The sequence below is a fragment of the Streptococcus sp. GMD3S genome (assembly GCF_000298695.2).
GTDB lineage: Bacteria > Bacillota > Bacilli > Lactobacillales > Streptococcaceae > Streptococcus.
Window position 1 is genome coordinate 91,140 of sequence record NZ_AJRC02000004.1, and the last position, 22,004, is coordinate 113,143.

A 22,004-nucleotide genomic window follows, 5' to 3' on the forward strand; every position below is an offset into this window, starting at 1 on the left:
CCGGTCTTTTGACGATTTGATAGTAGAAAGGATAATTGAAAAGGTTATTGAACATGGGACAAGTAAAAAGTGAAAAAGGCAAGGCAAGTACTATTGCAACTGGAATTGTATCAGCAAGCAATAGCATTACAACTGCCGGTACAGTTACTAGGGATAAGACAAGCTATTATACCGCTAATACGGTAGGAAGAAGATTGATTATAAATGAGGCATCTATTGCTAAAAATATTCAATCGAAAATAAGTGAATTCGTAAAACTAATTCATAGTGTCGCAAATGAATTTGAAGTAGTAGATGAGAATATAAGTACAATGTGGCAGAATAATCCAAATAATGGGACAACCAGTCTACCTTCTCCATACTCAAATCCGTCATTTGTTCCTCAAAATAATTTATTTAAGGAGTGAGGATGGAGAAAAGAAAATTAGAAGATATTCAATGTAGTGTTCAACAGATTCAAACAAATTTATCCAAGCTAGAAGAAGAAAGAAATCAGTTTCTTTCCGTTGCGACGGAGATTATAGATCTTTGCCAATCGAACTTCATCCCATATAGAGAATTAGGCTATTATCCGTTATCAGTTAAAGATGAGATGGATCGCCTTGAAAATATAGAAAAGTTAAAAAGGAATGAACAGCTACTGGATGATTTTATCACCGAGAGGAAAGAAGAATTAAAAAAAGCAATGAGTAAGCTAGAGGGCGAAAAAGAGGAACTTCTTTTCCAACAACGCCGTCTTGAATCGCAAAAGGAGGGGAAAAATGGGTATTAAAGTAGACATAGGATCAGCAGACTCGCAGGGTAGCACAGCGAATACGGTATTAAGTAGCCGTGCGAATTATTATGACGCTGTCATTACTGCCTTTAATAAATTGATTTCAGAGGAAGAATTGAAAGGTAAAGCCTATGATAGTGCTAAGTCCTATGCGGAAAATATAATGGTTCCTCTAGTGAGAGGAGTTATCCTCTTTTCAGAGAGCCTGGGAGGAAAAGCGAGTGAACTACCGACTCTTTACCATGCACAAGTCGGTGAAGAAAGTCTAGATGAGGAGACACTTCAAAAGCAAATTGAAGCAGAAAATACAACTATTTCGACTCAAGAAGCTATTTTGAACAGTTTATCTGATTTGAAGAACATCGATTCTACTTATAAAAGTAATGTTCAAGAAATTATCTCAAATGCAACGAGTAAGCGAGATGAGTTACAAAAAAAATTAGAAAAGTTACAGTCATTTGCGAGCTCGACTAGTGGCCAGTTTTCGGATTCAGAAAGCTTACAGAGCTTAGTTCTTCAAGGTTTCGAACAAGTTACAGGTGACTTTGGAAAGTTTGATGGAACTTTTAAAATAGAGGGACAAGCCCCTTGGGCTAATAATATTAATAATGAGTGGAAGAAGCGTTCTGAGGTAATTCAAAATTATCAAAATGTTGTAGATAAAGTTAAAAATGAAACCGAATTAGATGAGACAGATATAAAGGCAATTGCAGAGTATGGAAAACGGTATCCTGGTAAAGAGTTACCAGAGAATGTTAAAGATGCTGTACGAAAATATGTCGAGAGTAAAGTTAATAATAATGTTGACCTAAGCGGGCTAGGGGAGTTTCTTGAAATTGTCCGAGATACATCTCTGGAAGAACTTGCTAAAGAAACAATTTCTAAGTTAAGTTCAACGAATCCTAAACTATCAGAGTACTTTAAGTATTTTACTACTACTGATAAGTTTGGTAATATAAACATTACCTACTCTGCAAATAGTAAAGGATATACGGATGCTTTATTCAAAGCAAATGCTGCGAATCTACTTAAGAATTTCACGATTTCAGAAATTAATATCCCTATACCAGGAACCAATTCTTCTCTTGGGATTTCAGGGATCAGTTCGATATTTATGGGGATGGACTTTTTGAACAACCTGCAAAATGAGAATGCCGGACGTGCCTTTACACATACTGTTGCTACTACGGCAATCGCTACATTAGCAGTAGATGCAGCTGCAACAACACTTGCGGCGGCATATTTTGCAACCGGTTCAGAGGCTATTTTAAGTGTAGCTGCATATGCAGCTACAGGTCCGATTGGTTGGGCTATTGGTGCTGGGGTAGCTGCAGCAACACTTGCTACTTTGGCATATAATTACAATTTTCTTGGAATCAAAGATATAGCAAACGAGATGGGCGACAATCTTGAAAAAAGTGTTAAGGAAATAGGAAGTAATATTGATTCAGGTATCAAAGAAGTTGGAAGTAAAATTGATGCAGGTATCAAGGAAGTCGGAAATAGTATTGATTCCGGTATTAAATCAATTCAGAAAGTGTTTGGGTGGTAAATTTGGAAATTAACTATAGAGAAACGAAGTATTTTTGTCATCAACTTGTAGAACTAAATGGGAAAAAATACATATTAGATGCAAGTTCAATGACTCCTAAGTTCTACTATTGGGGTGTTCCAACGGAGGAATTAACGGTTGAGATGGCGGAACTAAATAGAGAGGATATCAATTTTAGTACCCCGATTAATAAGTTTAAAGCTTCATATGTGGCAATCATGGTTCAACCGCTTGTATGGATTGTTTATTCTTTATTGAAAACTTTTTTTAAAGAGTACAATATTAGCCAACAGATAATTTTAAAATTAGTAGTATTTTGCGCATCTATACTATTCTCTTACTTGATTTTTTATTTGAAAAGAGAGCAAGAACGTAAAAATGTTAAAGCTTTACTGCCTTCTTCTAGTAGAAGATATGAGATGATTTTTAAACCAATATCTGCAAGAAAGCAAGTTTTTGACGCCTATATTTTTACTGTTCCTATAATAGCTTGTTTGGCACTTTATTTGTCTATTAATGATGGAGGAGAAGGTATTGTTCTCGTTATTAATAGCATTATCTCATTTTTTCTTCTATCATTTTTATTTGGAAAGGTTCCCATTCTTTCCGCTTATAAGATTAGAAACGTCACATTTGAAGGAATTAGAGAAATTAAATGAGGTCTTTGATTCAGGCATTAAATCAATTCAGAAAGTGTTTTGGTGGTAAATGTGGAATTAAAATTTAAATATTCAAATATAGCAGTTTTTAGAATCGTTGAGTTTAAGAATAAAAGTTATATCTTAGATCCTACCACTATAAAAGGCAAATCCTATTTCTTCGGTTCGCTTCCGAAAGAGGTTACTGCTGAAATGGTTGAGTTATCTCCATCTAATGATAGTTTTAGAATAAAATCGAAGACACCAATAGGCGCATCTACTGCTCTAGTTATCATGATTCAGCCACTTGTGGGCTTCTCTCATACACTGATGAAAGATGCCTTTATTAGCTGGGGAATCAATCAGCAAATTTTAATGAAAGTAGTGCTATTTGCTTTCTCTGTATTTTTGTCTTATCTTATGGCTGTCTTTTATGAAAAAAGTGCGGTAAGAAAGTTTGAATCAAGAGTTCCCCAAAACAGCAAACGCTGCCGACTTGTTTTTGAACCCAAAGGGAAACGAATGATTGATTGGTGGTATATTACTCTTGGAATTAATACGGTTTGTTTAGCATTTTTTATAGGACTTGACAGTGGTTATGAAAGTGCTATATTGGTTATAAATGGCATAATTTCGTGGTGGTTTTTTGTAATACTGAGAATGCCACAAATCCCAGAGTATTATAAGACACTAACATTAACTGAAATTGAAGAACTATAAATACAGAATGCCGAGAAGTTAGAAAAGACTTTGATTCAGGTATTCAATCCATTCAGAAAGTGTTTGGGTGTTGAATGATGCATTTAAAGTTTAAGAATGCTAATACGATGGCGTATAGCATTGTAGAAATAAAGAAATTATAAATTGAAAGGAAAACAAGAAAATGTCTATTTTGCCAATTGGAACAATTGTTTATTTAAAAGAGGGGAGTCAAAAACTAATGATTCTCAATCGTGGGGTTACTATAGAACAGAATGGTGAAAATGTTTTGTTTGACTATTCTGCTGCTTTTTATCCAATGGGACTAAACCCAGAACAGTTGTTTTACTTCAATCGTGATGATGTAGATAAAGTGGTTTATAAAGGCTATAGTGATGAAGAAGAAGAACGGTTCGCCGAAATTTATCAACGTTGGCTTGATGAAAATGCAACAACAATTAAAAAGGGTGTAACAAAATAATGTGCATCTGTAAAGATTATTGCAAAATATCACAATACTAAATAGAAATCAAAAATGAGGAGCTACTTTGACATTAAAGAAACTCCTCGTTTTTTTAGTTATTTTCCCATCATACAGCTAAGTCTGTGTGGCTATAAGCCAAAATTTATGATACCAAAATATAGCTTTGTTTCTATAGGAAAGGGCTGTTTTGATATTGTAGTATAATAAACAAAGACATTTTTTACTTTTCTCTTCTTCTTACGGTATTGCTCATGTGATATAATGGGATAAGGATTGTTCCTCATTTCAGACGAGTTTATGGATTTCAGGATAAGTTAGCAGGTGAGAAGAGTATTTCTGTTAGCCTCCTTCCTATACACCTGTTAACAGCTATCCACGATAAAAGGAGAGTGTAGATTGGTTTTATTTGTATTAGGAATCTTGGTTTTGCTCATTCTAATCTTAAAAAGAAAACAGAAAACTGCTAAAAAATCTGAAGGGAATTCCAAGAAAAGAAATTGGCTATTAATAGGTTGCTTATCCATAGTGATCCCAATCGTAATCTTCACAGTGTTCAGTCCTATTCTTTCTCTAATGGATATGTGGGGGCTGTTTGCCCATGCAAATCGAACTGAGATTGAGCAAGCTGTGCATCGTTCTTATCAAAATTACGGTCTTACAGGGCAGTTTGAGTTAGAAAAATACGAGAAAAACTATACAAGTGTGGGAGGATTTATAATCCATGGTACCTATAGTGAAAATATAGCTGGAAAAACCTATCAGGTTAAAACTCGATTTAAATACTATACTCGCTTTTCGAAAAGTGAAACATATGGAAAGACAGATGCAGAGGTCGATTACAAAAATGGTAAAAAAATTTATGATGTTTTCCCAGAATTAGCCTATTTAGGGATTGAAGTTAGTCCAGGAACCAGTGAATTTTTAAAAACACTGGACAGTTCAATCAAAGATCCTAAACTGCCTGATTTGAAGTATCAAGGTATTGATTTTGAATTTAATAACCAATCTGATAATATCTATCTTTATAATGAAATATTAGAGGAAAATCAAAGCAAGGGCCAAGCTCTGCAAGGAATGTATCCAATGGATGCTCAATATCTTTTCCAAAAAGAGATTTTTATACCAACATTTGAATTTCAATATTTCGTTCCAAAAGAAAAAAGAGATCTCTTGTATGATGACTATCTTAAAGAGCTTGAAGCGCTCATGAAGGAATTTTTTGCCAACCAACCCCTACCACGCGGTCTTTATGCTGTCAAAATTGCTAAGTATAAAGAGGATAAACTTGTCAATGATAGTGGTGTATACTATGTGAAGATTGAAAATCGTCAAGTTGTAAAGCTGTTGCAAAAATTAGAGTAGGAGTTGCTAGGGCTAGGTAAGTCTCACAATATTTTTACTAAGAAGAGAAGGGAAGTTTTGTAATGATTAGTTTAGAGCTGTTGTCTGAGGAAAATAGTCTAGACGTTTATTCTTTTGAAAAAGAAAATCGAGAGTATTTTGAACGAAATTTACCTCCTAGACCAGCTAACTATTTTGGTTTAGAAGGTTTTAAAGAAATCACGAGGGAATTGTTAACGGAACAAACGAATCGTGATGTCTATATGCATCTTATCAGAGATTCGCAAGGCATGATGGTCGGCAGAATCAATTTAAGTGTTTTAGAGAATGATCGAACAACAGCAGAGCTTGGGTATAGGATTGGGGAAAATGTTACTAACTTAGGTTATGCTGGCGAAGCGGTTAAACTCGTTTTAGACAAGGCCTTTACGACTTATGGTTTAAATAAAATCATTGCAGGAACGGCAACGGGTAATCTAGCCTCTCAGAGGGTGCTTATAAAAAATGGTTTCACCTTTAGTAGGATGATAGAAAATGACTTACACATTCATAATGAGTGGGTTCATACAGCAGTATTTGAGATAAGGAGGCCATAATATTATTATTTCCAGTCTATTGACAAGGTTAATGGAGTCATCAATCTTTACGGACATTCAAGAATGTTTTCTTGGATGTTTTTTGTTTAGAATCTCCAGATGTGTCTGTTAAAATTTGATTTTCCCAGTGGACAATCGTCCACTTTTTTTATATAATAAAACTAAACCGAATTGGTTGAGTTTTAGAGGTGTAAGCTCAACCGTCGATTTGTTTTTCTAAGAGAGATATTCTCAATAAAACATCACACTAGGGGGTGAATCATGTACCAACCAGAAAAACTCAAGGCTCGGAGAAAAGAGTTAAAATTGACACAGAAGGAAATTGCAGAGGAATTAGGGATTAGTTTTCAGGCTTACTCGGCTTGGGAACGTGGGATTAAGGAACCATCCCAGGAGAAGGTTGCTCAGCTAGAGAACATTTTAAAGGTAGCAAAAGGCTATTTTACTCAGATTGAGATTGTCCGTCTCTACAATAGCCTTTCCAAGCAAGGGAAGGACAAGGTTGTGCTCTATGCTCGCAACTTGGCTCAAGAAGAACAAACTCAGAAGGTGGCGACCATGCCAGAGCGCCTCTACGAGTACCGTGTCTATGAACGTATGTCAGCAGGGATTGGGGCTTCGGTCTACGATGACCAGAATTTTGATACGGTTTACTTTAACGAGGAGTTGGCCCATGATTTTGCATCTTGGGTATCTGGGGACTCTATGGAACCTAAATATCAAAATGGTTCGGTGGCTCTGATTCGGGAAACAGGATTTGACTATGATGGGGCGGTTTATGCAGTGGTTTGTAACAACCAGACCTATATCAAACGGGTCTATCGGGAGGAAGATGGCCTGCGTCTGGTTTCTATAAATCCTAAATATAAGGACATTTTCATCTCCTATGAGGAAGATCCTCGGATTGTGGGGATTATCGTTGGGAACTTTGTGCCGATGGAGGGTTAGCCTATGGGCTACTTTGATTATTCCAGAGAGCCCAAAAGTGATATTGCCTTTGTCGATATGAAATCTTTTTATGCCAGTGTTGAGTGTGTGAAAAGGGGCTTGCATCCGCTGAAGACCTCGCTTTGTGTCATGAGTCGCGCGGAAAATTCTACTGGTCTTATCTTAGCTTCCTCTCCCATGTTTAAGAAGATTTTTGGTAAGTCTAATGTTGGCCGGGCCTATGATCTGCCTTTTGATATCAAAACGCGCAAATTTTCCTATTACAATGCTCGAAAGCAAGGTTTGCCTACTGACTCAGACTATGTTCGCTACATCGAAGATTGGGCTCAAGTCACCTTGATTGTCCCTCCTAGGATGGATGAGTACATAGCGGTCAATATGGAAATCCAGCGAATCTTTCAAAACTATGGTAGCCCAGATGATATTTATCCCTACTCTATTGATGAAGGTTTTATTGATTTGACTAGTTCGCTCAACTATTTTATCCCAAACAAGAGTCTCTCTCGCAAAGACAAGCTAGATATGCTTTCTGCTCGCATCCAGAGGGATATTTGGAGGCAGACAGGGATCTACTCTACAGTGGGTATGTCCAATGCCAATCCCTTACTGGCCAAGTTGGCTCTGGATAATGAGGCCAAGCACACTCCGACCATGAGGGCCAACTGGTCTTACCAGGATGTGGAAGAGAAGGTTTGGGCCATTCCCAAGATGACGGACTTTTGGGGGATTGGCAGGCGGATGGAGAAACGCTTGCATACTCTGGGGATTTTTTCGATTAAAGAACTAGCCACCAGCAACCCAGACCAGCTAAAGAAAGCTCTGGGTCAGGCTGGCCTGCGTTTGTGGTTTCATGCTAACGGGATTGATGAGAGTAATGTTCATAAACCCTATAAAGCCAAGTCCCAAGGCTTGGGAAATTCTCAAATCTTGCCGAGAGACTACGTGAAGCTACGGGATATCGAAATTATTCTTCGAGAAATGGCGGAGCAGGTGGCTATTAGACTGAGAAGGGCGGGCAAGAAAACAACCCTTGTCTCTCTCTATGTTGGTTTCTCTAAGCAGGAGGTCAGGTCGTCTATTCACACACAAATGAAGGTCGAACCGACTAATAATACTGCTGTTTTAACAGACCACGTTTTGAAGCTATTTCATAACAAATACACTTCTGGAGCGGTCAGAAGTGTCGGAGTCAACTATTCGGGATTTGTGGACGAGTCCTTTGGCTTGATCTCCCTCTTTGATGATGTTGACAAGTTAGAAAAAGAAGAAAGGCTCCAGACGGCTATTGATGCCATTCGGGAACAATTTGGTTTTACCTCCCTTTTAAAGGCCAATGCACTGGAAGAAGCCTCTAGGAGTCTTGCCAGAAGCAAGCTGATTGGGGGGCATTCTGCTGGAGGATTAGATGGTTTAAAATGATTGATCGTTCTTATTTACCCTTTCCATCTGCGCGTGACTATCAAGATCCAGGGATGCAGAAGTGGATGGGCTTTTTCCTCTCAGAGCATACTAGTTCACTCGGTGAAGAGAAAAATCGGGTAGCTTTTTCGACGAGTTTGAATTCCGCTGAGAAGCTACTCTTGCTTTCGCAGCTTTATGTTGGGCAACTGAAGGGATGCTTTGTGGTCAAGGAAAGAAGGCATAAAACCACGATCATTGGTGAGGTAAGCGAATTATCACCTCAAACTCTATCTATTAGGACCAATGAGGGTTATAGGCTGATAGAGATTGTAGATGTCCTCGAAATTCGACTGTGGGAGGAGGGAGTGTATGACTAGAAAAGAGTTGTATGAAAACAAACTGCAGATGGATTATTTTTCAGATAGTTATATCCGCTTTGAAGAGGATTTTCAAAAATACTCTGCCTTGAATGTTCCCTTGACTTTTTTGATCGATGATATCCTACGCACCATGGCGATGAATCAGAAAAGCTACTTTGTCTTAAACAAGGAAAATGCCAAGGATGGGCGGGAGCATCGCTTTTATTTTAGGGTGGTGACGGAAAAAGAGTGTCCCAGAAATCGAACCTATGCATATGCTGGACTCAAAAATAGTAGTCAGTGACTAGGTGTGGAAGAGGAAAGTCTGATTTAGGAAAGATGGCTTGTGAGCGTCAGAAAATCTCATGGTATTGGAATTCGAAACACCATCTTTTATCTGTGGAGTTCTTGCAGAAACTTATGATGGTAATTCTGATGAGATAAGACAAGGGGCACTCTTTTTTAGATGAGCGTTTATTTGAAAACGTGGTTGGATTTGAGAACAGCTATTCTCAATGATCATCTTACTTTACAGAGTCATACCAAAATATCCATGTATATTTGTGGATGTTTTTTAATTTTATAGATAGAAAAAGAGAAGACCAGATGGTCTTCTCTACGGGGGAACTGAAATAATGGAAAAGAATCAATCAAAGATTTCTTTTAGTCTTTGAAATTCTTTTGGAAGATAAGGAGAGACAAGATAGAAGTAATAGCTGCCAAGAATAGGAAGGCAGTTGCTTCTTGTTCCCCAGTTGCAGGGAGTAGTCTTTCCTTGTCTTCTTTGACTGTAGCTGTAACAGGAGCTTTTTCATCTTTTGCTGATGAATTATCTGTTACGGCTGGAGCAGGTTTTTCAATCTCTCTTGGTAGAACATACTCAGGAAGGGTCACAACTGGTGGCGCTTCTGTTCCAACTGAGCTTTGTTTGCTACCTACCTCAATCACTCGATCTTGAGCTGGAGTTGCTTCTGTTTGGAGAACCTTGTGATTGTCACCGTCCACTTCAACATACTCGACTAAGAGACCGTCTTTCCCTTCTGATAGAACTTGCTCTTTTCCCTTGTCTAATTGTGGGTTTTCGCGACGAATCGTCTTGAACGGTACGACCTTATTGACGATTTCCAAGTTTGGAAGTGTAAAGACAAGGTCTTTAACCCCTTCCTCAGGACTTGAAGAAGTAATTGGTTTCTCAGGTTGCGCTGGATTTTCCGGTTGAGTCGGCTTTTCAGGCTGAGCCGGTTTCTCAGGTTGCGCCGGTTTCTCAGGTTGAGCTGGAGTTTCCGGTTGAACTGGATTCTCAGGTTGAGTCGGCTTTTCAGGCTGAGCCGGAGTTTCCGGTTGAGTTGGTTTTTCAGGCTGAGCTGGCTTTTCAGGCTGAGCCGGAGTTTCCGGTTGAGTTGGTTTTTCAGGCTGAGCTGGCTTTTCAGGCTGAGCCGGTTTTTCCGGTTGAACTGGATTCTCAGGTTGAGTCGGCTTTTCAGGCTGAACTGGTTTTTCAGGTTGAGCAGGTTTCTCAGGCTGAGCCGGTTTTTCTGGTTGAACTGGATTCTCAGGTTGAGTTGGTTTTTCAGGCTGAGCTGGTTTCTCAGGTTGAGTCGGCTTTTCAGGCTGAACAGGATTTTCCGGTTGCGCAGGTTTCTCAGGTTGAGCTGCTTCGAGCTTGTTGATTTGTTCGAGAGCAGTTTCTAGCGCTTGATTGACTGCTTCCTGAGTTTCAGCTTCTTGGATTGCAGCAATGGCTTGGTCAGCAATTGCTAACAATTGCTTCTTAGCTTCCTTGTTGGATCCAAGCTCAGCGACTTTTTTCTCGATAGCTTTTGTCAAGCTGTCCATAGCCTTATCGTACTCAATTTCCGGTTGTTTTGGTTCGGCTGGTTGCTCAGGCTGGCCAGGTTTCTCAGGTTGAACTGGATTCTCAGGTTGAGTTGGTTTTTCAGGCTGAACTGGTTTTTCAGGTTCAGCAGGTTTCTCAGGCTGAGCCGCTTCGAGTTTGTTGATTTGTTCGAGAGCAGTTTCTAGCGCTTTATTGACTGCTTCCTGAGTTTTAGCTTCTTGGATTGCAGCAATGGCTTGGTCAGCAATTGCTAATAATTTCTTCTTAGCTTCCTTGTTGGATCCAAGCTCAGCGACTTTTTTCTCGATAGCTTTTGCCAAGCTGTCCATAGCCTTATCGTACTCAATTTCCGGTTGTTTTGGTTCAGCTGGTTGTTCAGGCTGGTCAGGTTTCTCAGGTTCTTCTGGCTGTTCCGGTTGCTCTGGACTAGGTTCCTCTTGGCCTTTTTGATAGTTCTCATCCTTGGATAGGATATCTTGTAGGGCACTGACTGTCAACATGACATCCTGAACATCCACTGCATCAGCACTGAGTTGGTTTCTCAATTTTTCTAGATTTGCTTGGAAAGCTTGGCGTGCAGTAGCCGTATTCTTCAAGCCTGCTGGATCAAAGTTGGACAGATCGTCTTTCCATTTTGAGATAGACTGGATGATATCTGCCTTGCTGTAGAGTTCGCTACCTTCGCCACGAGTGATGAATTGGTCCACTTGAATACCGATATTTTGAGACAAATCGTTTCGATCAGGATCTAGTTGAAGTGTGACTGCGTGCAAGTTTTCGTCCAGACCTTTTAGGCTAACCAGAGTTTGATTGCCTTGGCGTTGAGCTGCACGACCGCTAAAGTATTTCTTACCATCAATAGTTGAAGCATTTCCCATTCCATCTTGGTAAGGAACTTCTTTGCCGTCGAGGAATACCTTGTAGATACCATGATTTGGATCGACATAGCCCTTGATATCAAGTCCAGTACCGTAGAAGTAGGCTGTGACAGTTGTCTTTTTCTTTTGTTCATCAGTTAAGCGACCAAAGGAAGCCCAAGACTCCGTCTTTTGGTATTTATCTGCGGAATTGGTTTCATGGTGCCAGCCAGGACTGTAATCCAACTGACTAGCTTGGTCATCATAACTTGTTTGGTCCTTGACCAGCAATTCAGCTTTCATCACTTGGATGGTTGCATCTGTAGCAAAACCGAGCAGGGCACCATCAGTGACAGAAGTGAGCTTGGCTTTGAAGTCAAAGACAGAGTCGGCTTGTTCTGTAAAGTCAATCGTTGGGATGGTAACAGTCTTTTCTGTTTCTCCATCTTTAAAGGTCACATCTTGAGTTGTATCTTGGTAAACTTTACCGTGAACTCCAGTTCCAGGTTCTGTGATGAAGCGAACAGTAGCAGCCCCCTTGCTTCCACCAACGCGTTTAATCTTAACAGTGACTGGTTTTCCTTTTTCGACTTCGTAGTTAGTAGACTCGAGTTCAAACATCCCTTTACTATCATTGTTTAGGGTGTAGATTCCTTCTGTAGCAATGGGTTCGCCTGTTTTGTTTACAAGGGTAATAGTATGTTGGCCTGGTGCTAAATCGCCTGTCTCAAAGACTTTTTGGCTGCGTTTACGGCTAGCATTCTTAGTTTGCACATCTGCAACCTTTTGACCATCAACATAGACGGACATTTCTCCGTGACCTGGATCGACTGTAGAAACGACATAGGCCTTGGTTCCTGTGAAGGTATAACTTACTTTGGCATCTTTTTGATTGGTCCACATAGAAGTGCCACGAACACCTTCAGATTCATTGTACCAAGTTGTTCCGGCTGTATCTGCTGTTGTGTTTGAGTGGTATTCAAGTCCAAGAGGGTAGCCATCTGTCTTTTCAATGCTGCTTGGTGTCTTGTAGACTGAGAAGTTGGTCAAGATTGGAGTTGCTTGAGCACCAGTGATGGTTACACGAATTTTTTGTGCCTCTACAGGCTTGCCTTGAACCAAGCGACGGTAACCAACGGTCGAACCTTCGCCGTATGTCACCCAACGTCCGTTGATTTCAACTTCAATCTTGAAACCAGAGATACGTTGCCCTTTGGCGATATCTTCCTTGAGTTCAACGACGTCAAAGCGTCTCTTTTGCCCCAAATCGACTGTAAAGCTACCGGTTGTGGCATCATTTGAGAGCGCCCAGCTGGTGTCATCTTTACCGTCTGTGAGGTGGCTTTCCTTGTAGAGGTGGTTTTGACGAGTCGAACTTGCTGTTACGGTGGCACCTTTGGCAAAGTCAGTCGCATACATTTGATCTAGGGTTGCTTTGAATTCCTTCAAGCGAGCCACATCCGCATCTGCAAATTTTCCTTCTTTATTTGGTGGAATATTGAGAAGGAGTGGGGTTCCACGACCAACAGACTTAAAGTAGATATCCATCAGCTCTTTGAGTGATTTCGGCTGTTGATTGTCATGGTAGAACCAGCCCGAACGGATCGAAACATCAGCTTCCCCTACAGAGTACATATCACCATCAGGGTCACCATGGTTGAGGTATTCGTTTTTCACATCATCTGTGATGTTGGCCCTTTTGACTTTATGCCATACAGGGTCGCCTGCTATACCTCGTTCATTTCCGATCCAGCGAACGCTTGTCGGTTGAGCAGAGAAGATGGCGATATCTCCTTCGGCTTCTTTGATGTATTTGAACCATTCATCAAAGGTATAGGTTACTTTTTGGGCACCGCTACCACGCGCACCGTCCATCCAAACCTCGATAAATTTCCCTTTATTTCCGTATTTTGGATTTCCAAGGATTTCTTTCAGCTGGTTGAGATAGTATTGGTTGTATTCTTTTTCGGTTGCAACATGGTATTTAGGATGGTTGGCATCCCATGGTGACAAGTAAACACCCATGTTCATGTCGTACTTGCTAGCAGACTTGGAAACTTCTTCGAGAAGGTCACCCTTACCATCTTTCCATGGGCTAGCCGCTACGGTATGGTTGGTGTACTTAGAAGGATAAGCAACGAATCCGTCGTGGTGTTTAACAACCATAATGGTTCGTTTGAAGCCCGTTTCCTTCAGAGTGCGAATCCACTGATCAGTATCCAAGTTGGTTGGATTGAAGTATCGAGGGTCTTCTTTCCCATTTCCCCATTCAGAATTGGTATAGGTGTTCATTCCGTAGTGGATGAAAGCTGCCAATTCTTCCTTGTGGTAATCGAGTTGGGCCTTGCTTGGAAGTGGTCCATGATTGCCAATTTCGGTTTCTTTATCTTCTGGATGAGTGACTGGTGGAGTCGGAGTCGTTGGATTAGCCGTATCAGCGACTGGCTCGTATTCAAAGACGACCTCATTCACCCCTTTTTGCTGGATAGTTGCTTCCAGGCTAGCCTTGACTGGACGGTAGCCAGCAATGTCTTTTGCATGGAAGGTGTTGACAAAGGAAACGTCATACTCTTGGCCGTCATTGTTATCAACTGTCGCTTCCGCTAGTTCAGTAGTGGTTCCTTTTTGACGGTAGTAAACTTTGAAGGAGCCTTTGTTAACTTTATAGACCACCTTGATGACACGTGTACCGGCAGGCGCTTTGCTGACAACATTGTGATCTTCAGCCCAAGCATCCTTTAGTTGTTTATTGACTGCTACGCCATCAATGGATACAATTTCGTATTTGTCTTTATTCTTCTGATAGAACTCCGTTTTCTCGATTTCTTTTTTGAAATTGTAGTCAAATGGAGAATCAACAGCTGTCTGTTCGATAAAGGTGTCATTATCTTTGACAGGATTTCCTTCTTCGTCTTCGTGTTGGATAACCACACGACCGTATTCAACTCCCTTGGTCAAGGTAGCAATCCCATCTTGGTTGAAGGAATATTCGTTGCTTCCGATAACAGCTGTTTCGTTCCGAAGCATACGCCCCTCATCGGTAAAGTAGTAACGATTTCCGTTATCTCCTTGGTACCACCCTTTCACACCATATTTGGCAATCATGTCCTTAACCCATTTCAGTTGTTCAGGTGAAAGGACGAGTCCGCCACCAAAGCGATCCTTTTCAGGAACACCATTGTCAACGGTTCCGTGTTGGTGAACACCGAGAACTTTTCCTTGGCTATCCACAATCCCACCACCAGACAAACCAGATACAGAAGTGGTTTGGTAGGTGATACCGGTTGTTCCCTTATCATCATAGGACTCAACAGATCGGATAGTCCCGTCAGCCTTGTAAAGTTGGCCAGCTAGGATAGGCTGTTTCAGCTCTTTTGAGCTTGAGTCAGTTGGGTAGCCAATCGTACTGATGGCTTCTCCCGGCTGATGTTTTTTGTGCTCCGCTAAAGGCGCAAAGGTTGCTGCTTTGTTTGGACTAGCAATCGGAAGAGGAATAGGAGCTTCTACAAGAGCAAGGTCGTTCTTATAGCCTTTTCCAAACTCCTTCTTGTTCCAGAAATGGATGTCCTTTTCTCTGAATAAAACCGTAGTTCCAGAAGATGGAAGTGAATTTTTCTTTTCGCTGTTTGAACCAACGTTATAGTAGAACTGGGCAGATTTTCCACCACGAATGTGACCTTCGCCAGTTTCTTTATTGGCCTCTAGGAAGTTATGAGCAACGGTAAGAATCAAATTAGGTGCAACAAAGATACCAGATCCTGAAACGAGGTAACGTTGCTCCCCTGCATTGTAAGTGCTGTAAACCATAGTGGCAGCAGTAGCAGGTTGCCCCTCGTAGTTGATGTGTTTGAGGTCTTGTCCACCATTAATGATGGCACGGTTTCCGTTCTCAGCTTCTTTTGGTGCTTCTTCTTTATCCTTTAGAATGCTCTTGGTTTCTACTTTTGGACTAGCTTTCTTGTCAACGATAGTTGTCGTGTCGAGTTCTTTGACAGGTGTGTCTGGATAGGCACGGTCCTGAATTTCTTCAGGGAGCAAATCAGCACTGCTGGTATCGGCAGCAGGTGTTTCTTGTTTTTCGGTCTCTACTCGGCCTTCTTTTTTGACTGGTTCAGCCTTGGTCTCTTCTATATCTGCGACTTGTTTCATTTGCTGATCTAAATTGGATGTTGTGGCAGGAGACGTTTCGTCTGCACGCACGGTTCCAGAAGCAAAAAATGCCAGTCCCACGATAACAGACGCCACACCTACAGTCAACTTCCGAATGCTAAATGTTTGCCCTTTTTCAAAAAGGTATCGATTCATAATATACTCCTAGTTTTTAGAAAGGCAGTCAGCTACTGCCCAAGCCCAAGTCTGACTTGGTTACAACTTGATTTAATGAAAAAACTCTCTGATAATTTGTAAGCCACCTTACCTCCTGTTTATAAAGCGCTTTCATTTTAAGATAAAAAAATTTAAAAGGTCATTTCTCCCTTAAAATGACTGAAAACTTTTAATATAACAAATATACTAAATTAATGAAAGAATTGCAATAGCAAAAAGCAAAAAAATAAATATAAATTAAAGAAAATCAGTTACTTTTTAAAGAAAAAACGCATCCTTTCAGGGCTCAAACTAAATGAAAGGATACGTTTTGAAAAGAAATTAGAGTATTTTTTTGAGAGACTCTTGGATGGTTTGGGGGTCTGTTTTGGAAGAGAAGCGCTCAAGGACTTGCCCATCTCGACCAATGAGAAACTTAGCAAAATTCCATTCGATTCGTTTTCCTAGCGGGCCAGACTTCTGGTCTTTTAGCCAAACATAAAGAGGATCTGCCTCCTTGCCGTTGACCTTGATCTTGGCAAAGCGAGGAAAAGTAGTCTGATAGTGTAGGCTGCAGAAACTATTGATTTCCTCTGCGCTGCCGGGTGCTTGTCCCATAAACTGATTGCAAGGGAAATCTAGGATTTCAAAGCCCTGATCTTGATAGCGTTCATAGAGTTCTTGAAGTCCCTGGTACTGGGGCGTTAACCCACATCCGGTAGCAGTGTTGACAATCAAGAGCATCTTACCACGATAGCTTTCAAGTGATGTTTCTTGATCATCTTGGTTCAAGACTGAGAAATCGTATAATGAGGTCATTGATTTATTTTCTCCTTAGGATTGCGATTGTTAGGAGTTTTTTCCTCCTGTAGTGATAGAAATGCATTAACCATAGTTCCAAAGATAGCAGCAATACTCAAACCAAATACCAGTAAAGGGATAAGGATATCTGTTTGAAAAAGTTTTTCTAAAAAAATAGAAAGAGGAATTTGTTGGACATAGAGTTTATGGAAACATAGCAAAGTAAATAAACCAATTAGAATACCGAAAAATACACCCCAACTACGAAGGTTGATTTGGCTTTTGCTGTAGCTTTTATGATGGATTTCGGACGGGTCATCCTTGTCCAAATGTAAGTCGCGAACTGCTAGTCTCGCCCTAGATGAGAGGACGAAGATAAGTCCAAAATAGAGGTAGGGCATGGCATCTCGCACCAACTCTATGAAGCGTCCAAATAGGAGATAGAACAGGAAGAGTAGGAGAGAGGAGTAAACGATTTGGATCAAGGCACGGGCACCTGCCTTGTAAATCATCTCTTGACGGCATTCATCAAAAGGCCCTTGTATGTGAAAGAATAGTTTGAGTAAGCGAGTGGTGAAATCTTCTTTTTTCATGGGAGTAACCTCCTAAATGAGCGATTTTTGATTGACTTCTTTAAAAAGTTGATAGAGAGTATAGAAGTAAACCAAACTAAAAATGATACAGATTATTAGAAATACCAGGTATCTCCAATCCATAGGATTTGTTAAAAGTTGTGGAAAGGATACGAGGATAAAACAGAGAGATGCGTTTAGAAGACGTATTTTTTTTGATTGGATTTTCTGGAATCTCTGTCCCTTGTTCAATACAGGAAGGAATAAAAGAAAGATAATCAAGAAAGGATGCTCAATATGTCCAGAAAGTAGGAAAAAGGTAACAAAGATACTGATAAAAACATGACTGATCAGTAATCTAGCTAGTGATTTCATAAGGCACCTCCTAGTCGTCTTCTTGGTTTTTCTTGGCTTTTCGAATGCGAAGAGAGACGATAATTTGTATGGTCACTCCGAAGAAGAAGGTAGCTAGGATAGTTGATACAAAATGCCCTGTATTTAAAAGAGAACCAAGATAATCCTTGCTATCATCGGTTAGGACATTCAGAAGCGGTATTCCAAAGAACATGCCCATGCCATAGATTAGACCGGCTTTTAGACCCGGAAAATGTAGTTGTTTACTTTCTTTTTGACTCAGCATTTCGGGATCAATAGCTGTGATGCCCGTTTTCTTGGTTTGAGAGACTACATAGAGGGCAGCCATCATCGAAATGCCAAACACCACAAGAGGATAACCGATAGCGACAATTTGCGGGTATTTATAAGCAAGGACAAAGGGGATGAGGTTGCCAAATATCATCAGATAAAAGAGAACAATAAAGACTTGATTCCCGATACGATCGGCCTCGCGCCGTTTGTGTTCGTCAAGGGGGCCAGAAATACCGTATGTGCGTTTGATAAGTTTGTCAGTGAGAGTTTCTTTTTTCATTTGTTTGCTCCTTTTTTAAAAATCGTCTTCCCAAAAGAGGCTATTGAGGTCAGTTTGGAGGCTGCGGGCGAGATTGAGACAGAGTTCCAGGGTTGGATTGTACTTGTCATTTTCAATCATGTTGATAGTCTGTCTCGAGACACCGATATCTTTGGCGAGTTCGAGCTGGGAAATGCCCAGTTCCTTGCGGAATTCTTTCACACGATTCATAGGGGCTCCTTTCTGATATGTCGTATATATTTGACTATAGTATATTCTTTTGGAGATAGCGTGTCAAGTATATACGACATTTTTTTTGAGAATTTTTTTCGAAGAAACTTAGCCTTGTCTGACAAGTGCAAGCTGGTCAGATTTGTGGTAAAATAGATAAGATATGACAAAAGAATTTCATCATGTAACGGTCTTGCTTCATGAAACGATTGATATGCTTGACGTAAAACCTGACGGTATCTACGTTGATGCGACTTTGGGCGGAGCAGGCCATAGCGAATATTTATTAAGTAAATTGAGCGAAAAAGGGCATCTCTATGCCTTTGACCAGGACCAGAATGCCATTGACAATGCGCAAAAACGGTTGGCACCCTATATCGAAAAGGGGATGGTAACCTTTATCAAGGATAACTTCCGTCATTTGCAGGCACGTTTGCAGGAGGCTGGTGTCCAGGAAATTGATGGAATTTGTTATGACTTGGGAGTGTCCAGTCCTCAGCTGGATCAGCGTGAGCGTGGCTTTTCTTATAAAAAGGATGCGCCACTGGATATGCGGATGAATCAGGAAGCTCGTCTGACGGCCTATGAGGTGGTCAATCATTATGACTATCATGACTTGGTTCGGATCTTTTTCAAGTATGGTGAGGATAAGTTTTCTAAACAGATTGCTCGCAAGATTGAGCAAGCGCGTGAGGTGAAACCCATCGAGACAACGACGGAGTTAGCAGAGATTATCAAGTCGGCCAAGCCTGCCAAGGAGCTCAAGAAAAAAGGGCACCCTGCCAAGCAGATTTTCCAGGCTATCCGAATCGAAGTCAATGATGAGCTGGGTGCAGCAGATGAATCCATCCAGCAGGCCATGGACATGCTGGCTTTGGATGGTAGAATCTCGGTCATTACCTTCCATTCTCTGGAAGATCGCTTGACCAAGCAATTATTCAAAGAAGCTTCAACAGTGGAAGTTCCCAAAGGCTTGCCCTTCATTCCAGATGACCTTAAGCCTAAGATGGAATTGGTATCCCGCAAGCCAATCTTGCCAAGTGCCGAAGAGCTAGAAGCCAACAATCGTTCGCATTCAGCCAAGTTGCGCGTGGCTAGAAAAATTCACAAGTAAGAGGAAAAACATGGCAGAAAGAATCGAAAAAACAAGCCAGTTATTGCAAACGAAATTTAAAGGTTTTTCACGTGTGGAAAAGGCCTTCTATGTTTCGATTGCTGCAACAATGATTATCCTGGCAATTAGCGTTGTGTTTATGCAGACCAAGCTATTACAAGTTCAGAATGAATTGACCAAGGTCAATGCTCAAATCGAAGAAAAGAAAACCGAGCTAGATGATGCCAAGCAAGAGGTCAATGAATTGATTCGTTCAGAACGTTTGAAAGAGATTGCAAACTCTAAAGATTTGCAGCTGAATAACGAAAATATCCGAGCAGCGGAGTAAGAAATGAAACAGTGGAAAGAAAAAATCATCCGTTATGCCGTTCGTAACCGTAAATCTCCAGAAGAAAATCGCCGAAGAGTAGGGAAAAGCCTGAGTTTATTGGCTGTCATACTCTTCGCTGTCTTTTTGGTCAACTTTGCGGTCATCATCGGAACGGGTAAAAAATTTGGTAAGGACTTGGTTCAAGAAGCCAACAAGGTTCACCAAACAACCAAGACGATTCCTGCAAAACGGGGAACCATCTACGATCGTAATGGAACGCCTATTGCAGAGGATGCGACTTCGTATAATATCTATGCCGTTATTGATAAGACCTACAAGTCAGCAACAGGCAAAATTCTCTATGTAGAGGATTCTCAATTTAATAAGGTAGCTGAAATTTTCCATAAGTATCTGGATATGGAGGAGTCTTATGTCAAAGAACAGCTTTCTCAACCAGATCTAAAACAGGTATCCTTTGGGACCAAGGGAAATGGGATCACCTATGCCAATATGATGGCTATTAAAAATGACCTCAAAACTGCTGGTGTTGAGGGAGTTGACTTTACAACTAGCCCTAACCGCAGTTATCCCAATGGACAATTTGCTTCTTCCTTTATCGGTTTAGCGCAACTCCATGAAAATGAGGATGGCACCAAAAGGTTGATTGGGACATCTGGATTGGAGAGTTCTTTAAATAACATTCTGGCGGGTACAGATGGGATCATCACCTATGAGAAAGATCGTCTGGGAAATATTGTTCCGGGTACAGATCAAGCTTCTCAACAAACAGTAGATGGAAAAGATGTCTACACAACCCTTTCTAGTCCCTTGCAATCCTTTATGGAAACCCAGATGGATGCCTTCCAGGAAAAAGTAAAAGGCAAGTATATGACGGCTACCTTGGTTAGCGCTAAAACAGGGGAAATCCTGGCTACGACCCAACGGCCGACCTTCAATGCCGATACCAAGGATGGCATCACAAAAGACTTTGTCTGGCGTGATATCCTCTATCAAAGTAACTATGAGCCAGGGTCAACCATGAAGGTGATGATGTTGGCCTCAGCTATTGATAACAATACCTTCCCTGGTGGCGAATACTTTAACAGTAGCGAATTGAAAATAGCAGATGCGACCATTCGAGACTGGGACGTCAATGAAGGATTGACTAGTGGTGGCACCATGACCTTCTCTCAAGGATTTGCCCACTCAAGTAACATCGGGATGACCTTGCTTGAGCAAAAGATGGGGGATGCAACCTGGCTGGACTACCTTAACCGCTTTAAGTTTGGGGTGCCGACCCGTTTTGGTCTGGCGGATGAGTACACAGGTCAATTGCCTGCTGATAACATTGTCAATATCGCCATGAGTTCATTTGGACAAGGGATTTCTGTTACCCAGACCCAGATGCTTCGTGCCTTTACAGCCATTGCCAATGATGGGGTTATGTTGGAGCCGAAATTTATCAGTGCCCTCTATGACCCGAATGACCAGTCTGTCCGTAAGTCTCAAAAGGAAATTGTCGGAAATCCTGTGTCAAAAGCGGCAGCATCCTCTACTCGGGAGCACATGGTCATGGTCGGAACAGATCCTGTCTACGGTACCATGTACAACCACAGTACAGGAAAACCAAATGTCAATGTTCCAGGTCAGAATGTCGCCCTAAAATCAGGGACTGCTCAGATTGCCGATGAGAAGAATGGGGGTTACCTGACAGGTGAAACCAACTATATCTTCTCTGTTGTGTCGATGCATCCTGCAGAAAATCCTGACTTTATCCTCTATGTGACGGTGCAACAGCCAGAGCATTATTCGGGTGTTCAGCTTGGGGAGTTTGCCAACCCAATCCTTGAGCGAGCTTCTGCCACGAAAGAATCCCTCAATCTTCAGTCAACTGCTAAGAGCTTGGATCAGGTCAGCAAGACGACAAGTTATGCCATGCCAGCTACCAAGGACTTTACCCCAGGTGACCTCGCAGAAGAATTGCGTCGTAACCTTGTCCAACCAATCGTTATCGGAACAGGAACTAAGATCAAGGAACTCTCGGTTTCTGAAGGAGATAATTTGGAAGCCAATCAGCATATCTTGATCCTGTCAGATAAGGTCGAAGAAATGCCTGATATGTACGGCTGGACAGATGAAAATGTGCAAACATTTGCCAAATGGCTGAATATAGAAGTCGAGTGGGAAGGTAGTGGCAAAACGGTCAAGAAACAAAGTGTCCGTGCCAATACAGCCCTCAAAGACATTAAAAAAATGAAAATAACTTTAGGAGATTAA

General features: G+C 41.1%; 21 protein-coding genes. 15 read left to right on the forward strand and 6 right to left on the reverse strand.

The window, feature by feature from the left end:
- Positions 1–53 precede the first annotated feature (53 nt).
- From GMD3S_RS0203145 to GMD3S_RS0203200, 12 genes are all read left to right on the forward strand, one after another.
- Positions 54–407: a TIGR04197 family type VII secretion effector gene (locus tag GMD3S_RS0203145; RefSeq protein WP_000531865.1), complete on the forward strand. Its 354-nt coding sequence runs from the start codon at positions 54–56 to the stop codon at positions 405–407.
- Positions 408–409: 2 nt separating this feature from the next.
- Entirely contained in the window at positions 410–772 is a 363-nt protein-coding gene (locus tag GMD3S_RS0203150; RefSeq protein WP_000415470.1) for a hypothetical protein, read from the forward strand.
- On the forward strand, positions 762–2,327 hold the full coding sequence (locus GMD3S_RS0203155; protein WP_000511727.1) for a T7SS effector LXG polymorphic toxin: 1,566 nt from the start codon (positions 762–764) through the stop codon (positions 2,325–2,327). Before GMD3S_RS0203150 ends, GMD3S_RS0203155 begins: the two co-directional genes overlap by 11 nt.
- Positions 2,321–2,986 carry a DUF443 family protein gene (locus GMD3S_RS0203160; RefSeq protein ID WP_000247632.1) on the forward strand — a complete coding sequence of 222 codons (666 nt, stop codon included), beginning with the start codon at positions 2,321–2,323 and terminating at the stop codon, positions 2,984–2,986. Before GMD3S_RS0203155 ends, GMD3S_RS0203160 begins: the two co-directional genes overlap by 7 nt.
- A 42-nt stretch (positions 2,987–3,028) precedes the next feature.
- Positions 3,029–3,685: a DUF443 family protein gene (locus GMD3S_RS0203165; protein ID WP_000248457.1), complete on the forward strand. Its 657-nt coding sequence runs from the start codon at positions 3,029–3,031 to the stop codon at positions 3,683–3,685.
- Between the two features lie 163 nt (positions 3,686–3,848).
- The gene (locus GMD3S_RS0203170) at positions 3,849–4,145 is read left to right on the forward strand and encodes a DUF4176 domain-containing protein (RefSeq protein WP_000025675.1); all 297 of its coding nucleotides are present in this window, start codon (positions 3,849–3,851) and stop codon (positions 4,143–4,145) included.
- Positions 4,146–4,544: 399 nt separating this feature from the next.
- Positions 4,545–5,510, forward strand: a complete 966-nt coding sequence (locus GMD3S_RS0203175; RefSeq protein WP_000242611.1) for a hypothetical protein — start codon at positions 4,545–4,547, stop codon at positions 5,508–5,510.
- A gap of 62 nt (positions 5,511–5,572) precedes the next feature.
- On the forward strand, positions 5,573–6,085 hold the full coding sequence (locus GMD3S_RS0203180; protein ID WP_000624247.1) for a GNAT family N-acetyltransferase: 513 nt from the start codon (positions 5,573–5,575) through the stop codon (positions 6,083–6,085).
- Positions 6,086–6,346: 261 nt separating this feature from the next.
- Positions 6,347–7,033 (forward strand): LexA family transcriptional regulator, encoded by a 687-nt coding sequence (locus GMD3S_RS0203185; protein ID WP_000284668.1) that lies wholly within the window; start codon positions 6,347–6,349, stop codon positions 7,031–7,033.
- A 3-nt stretch (positions 7,034–7,036) separates the two neighbouring features.
- On the forward strand, positions 7,037–8,452 hold the full coding sequence (locus GMD3S_RS0203190; RefSeq protein ID WP_000540287.1) for a Y-family DNA polymerase: 1,416 nt from the start codon (positions 7,037–7,039) through the stop codon (positions 8,450–8,452).
- Positions 8,449–8,811, forward strand: a complete 363-nt coding sequence (locus tag GMD3S_RS0203195; protein WP_000567203.1) for a hypothetical protein — start codon at positions 8,449–8,451, stop codon at positions 8,809–8,811. Before GMD3S_RS0203190 ends, GMD3S_RS0203195 begins: the two co-directional genes overlap by 4 nt.
- Entirely contained in the window at positions 8,804–9,097 is a 294-nt protein-coding gene (locus GMD3S_RS0203200) for a DUF5960 family protein (RefSeq protein WP_000196995.1), read from the forward strand. Before GMD3S_RS0203195 ends, GMD3S_RS0203200 begins: the two co-directional genes overlap by 8 nt.
- A gap of 359 nt (positions 9,098–9,456) precedes the next feature.
- Here the strand turns inward: GMD3S_RS0203200 and GMD3S_RS10360 are convergent, their stop codons facing one another.
- The 6 genes from GMD3S_RS10360 to GMD3S_RS0203230 all read right to left on the reverse strand — a co-directional run bounded on the left by GMD3S_RS10360 (position 9,457) and on the right by GMD3S_RS0203230 (position 18,303).
- Entirely contained in the window at positions 9,457–15,792 is a 6,336-nt protein-coding gene (locus GMD3S_RS10360; protein ID WP_001083116.1) for an alpha-L-fucosidase, read from the reverse strand.
- 342 nt (positions 15,793–16,134) lie between these two features.
- Complete coding sequence (locus GMD3S_RS0203210) at positions 16,135–16,611, reverse strand: glutathione peroxidase (RefSeq protein WP_000203035.1); 477 nt, start codon at positions 16,609–16,611, stop codon at positions 16,135–16,137.
- Complete coding sequence (locus GMD3S_RS0203215; RefSeq protein WP_000711218.1) at positions 16,608–17,186, reverse strand: DUF3278 domain-containing protein; 579 nt, start codon at positions 17,184–17,186, stop codon at positions 16,608–16,610. The genes GMD3S_RS0203210 and GMD3S_RS0203215 overlap by 4 nt, the downstream gene beginning before the upstream one ends.
- Before the next feature lie 12 nt (positions 17,187–17,198).
- The gene (locus tag GMD3S_RS0203220) at positions 17,199–17,540 is read right to left on the reverse strand and encodes a hypothetical protein (RefSeq protein ID WP_000838131.1); all 342 of its coding nucleotides are present in this window, start codon (positions 17,538–17,540) and stop codon (positions 17,199–17,201) included.
- A 10-nt stretch (positions 17,541–17,550) separates the two neighbouring features.
- Entirely contained in the window at positions 17,551–18,093 is a 543-nt protein-coding gene (locus tag GMD3S_RS0203225) for a DUF3278 domain-containing protein (RefSeq protein WP_000712409.1), read from the reverse strand.
- A 15-nt stretch (positions 18,094–18,108) separates the two neighbouring features.
- Positions 18,109–18,303 (reverse strand): helix-turn-helix transcriptional regulator, encoded by a 195-nt coding sequence (locus GMD3S_RS0203230; protein ID WP_001082470.1) that lies wholly within the window; start codon positions 18,301–18,303, stop codon positions 18,109–18,111.
- A 163-nt stretch (positions 18,304–18,466) separates the two neighbouring features.
- Here GMD3S_RS0203230 and rsmH point away from each other — a divergent pair, with 163 nt between their 5' ends.
- From rsmH to pbp2x, 3 genes are read left to right on the forward strand one after another with little or no spacing between them, the layout of a single operon-like run.
- A complete protein-coding gene (rsmH, locus tag GMD3S_RS0203235; RefSeq protein WP_000159386.1) occupies positions 18,467–19,417 on the forward strand; it encodes a 16S rRNA (cytosine(1402)-N(4))-methyltransferase RsmH in 951 nt (316 codons plus the stop codon).
- Between the two features lie 10 nt (positions 19,418–19,427).
- Positions 19,428–19,745, forward strand: a complete 318-nt coding sequence (gene ftsL, locus GMD3S_RS0203240; protein WP_000840795.1) for a cell division protein FtsL — start codon at positions 19,428–19,430, stop codon at positions 19,743–19,745.
- Positions 19,746–19,748: 3 nt separating this feature from the next.
- Positions 19,749–22,004: a penicillin-binding protein PBP2X gene (gene pbp2x / locus GMD3S_RS0203245; protein WP_000816039.1), complete on the forward strand. Its 2,256-nt coding sequence runs from the start codon at positions 19,749–19,751 to the stop codon at positions 22,002–22,004.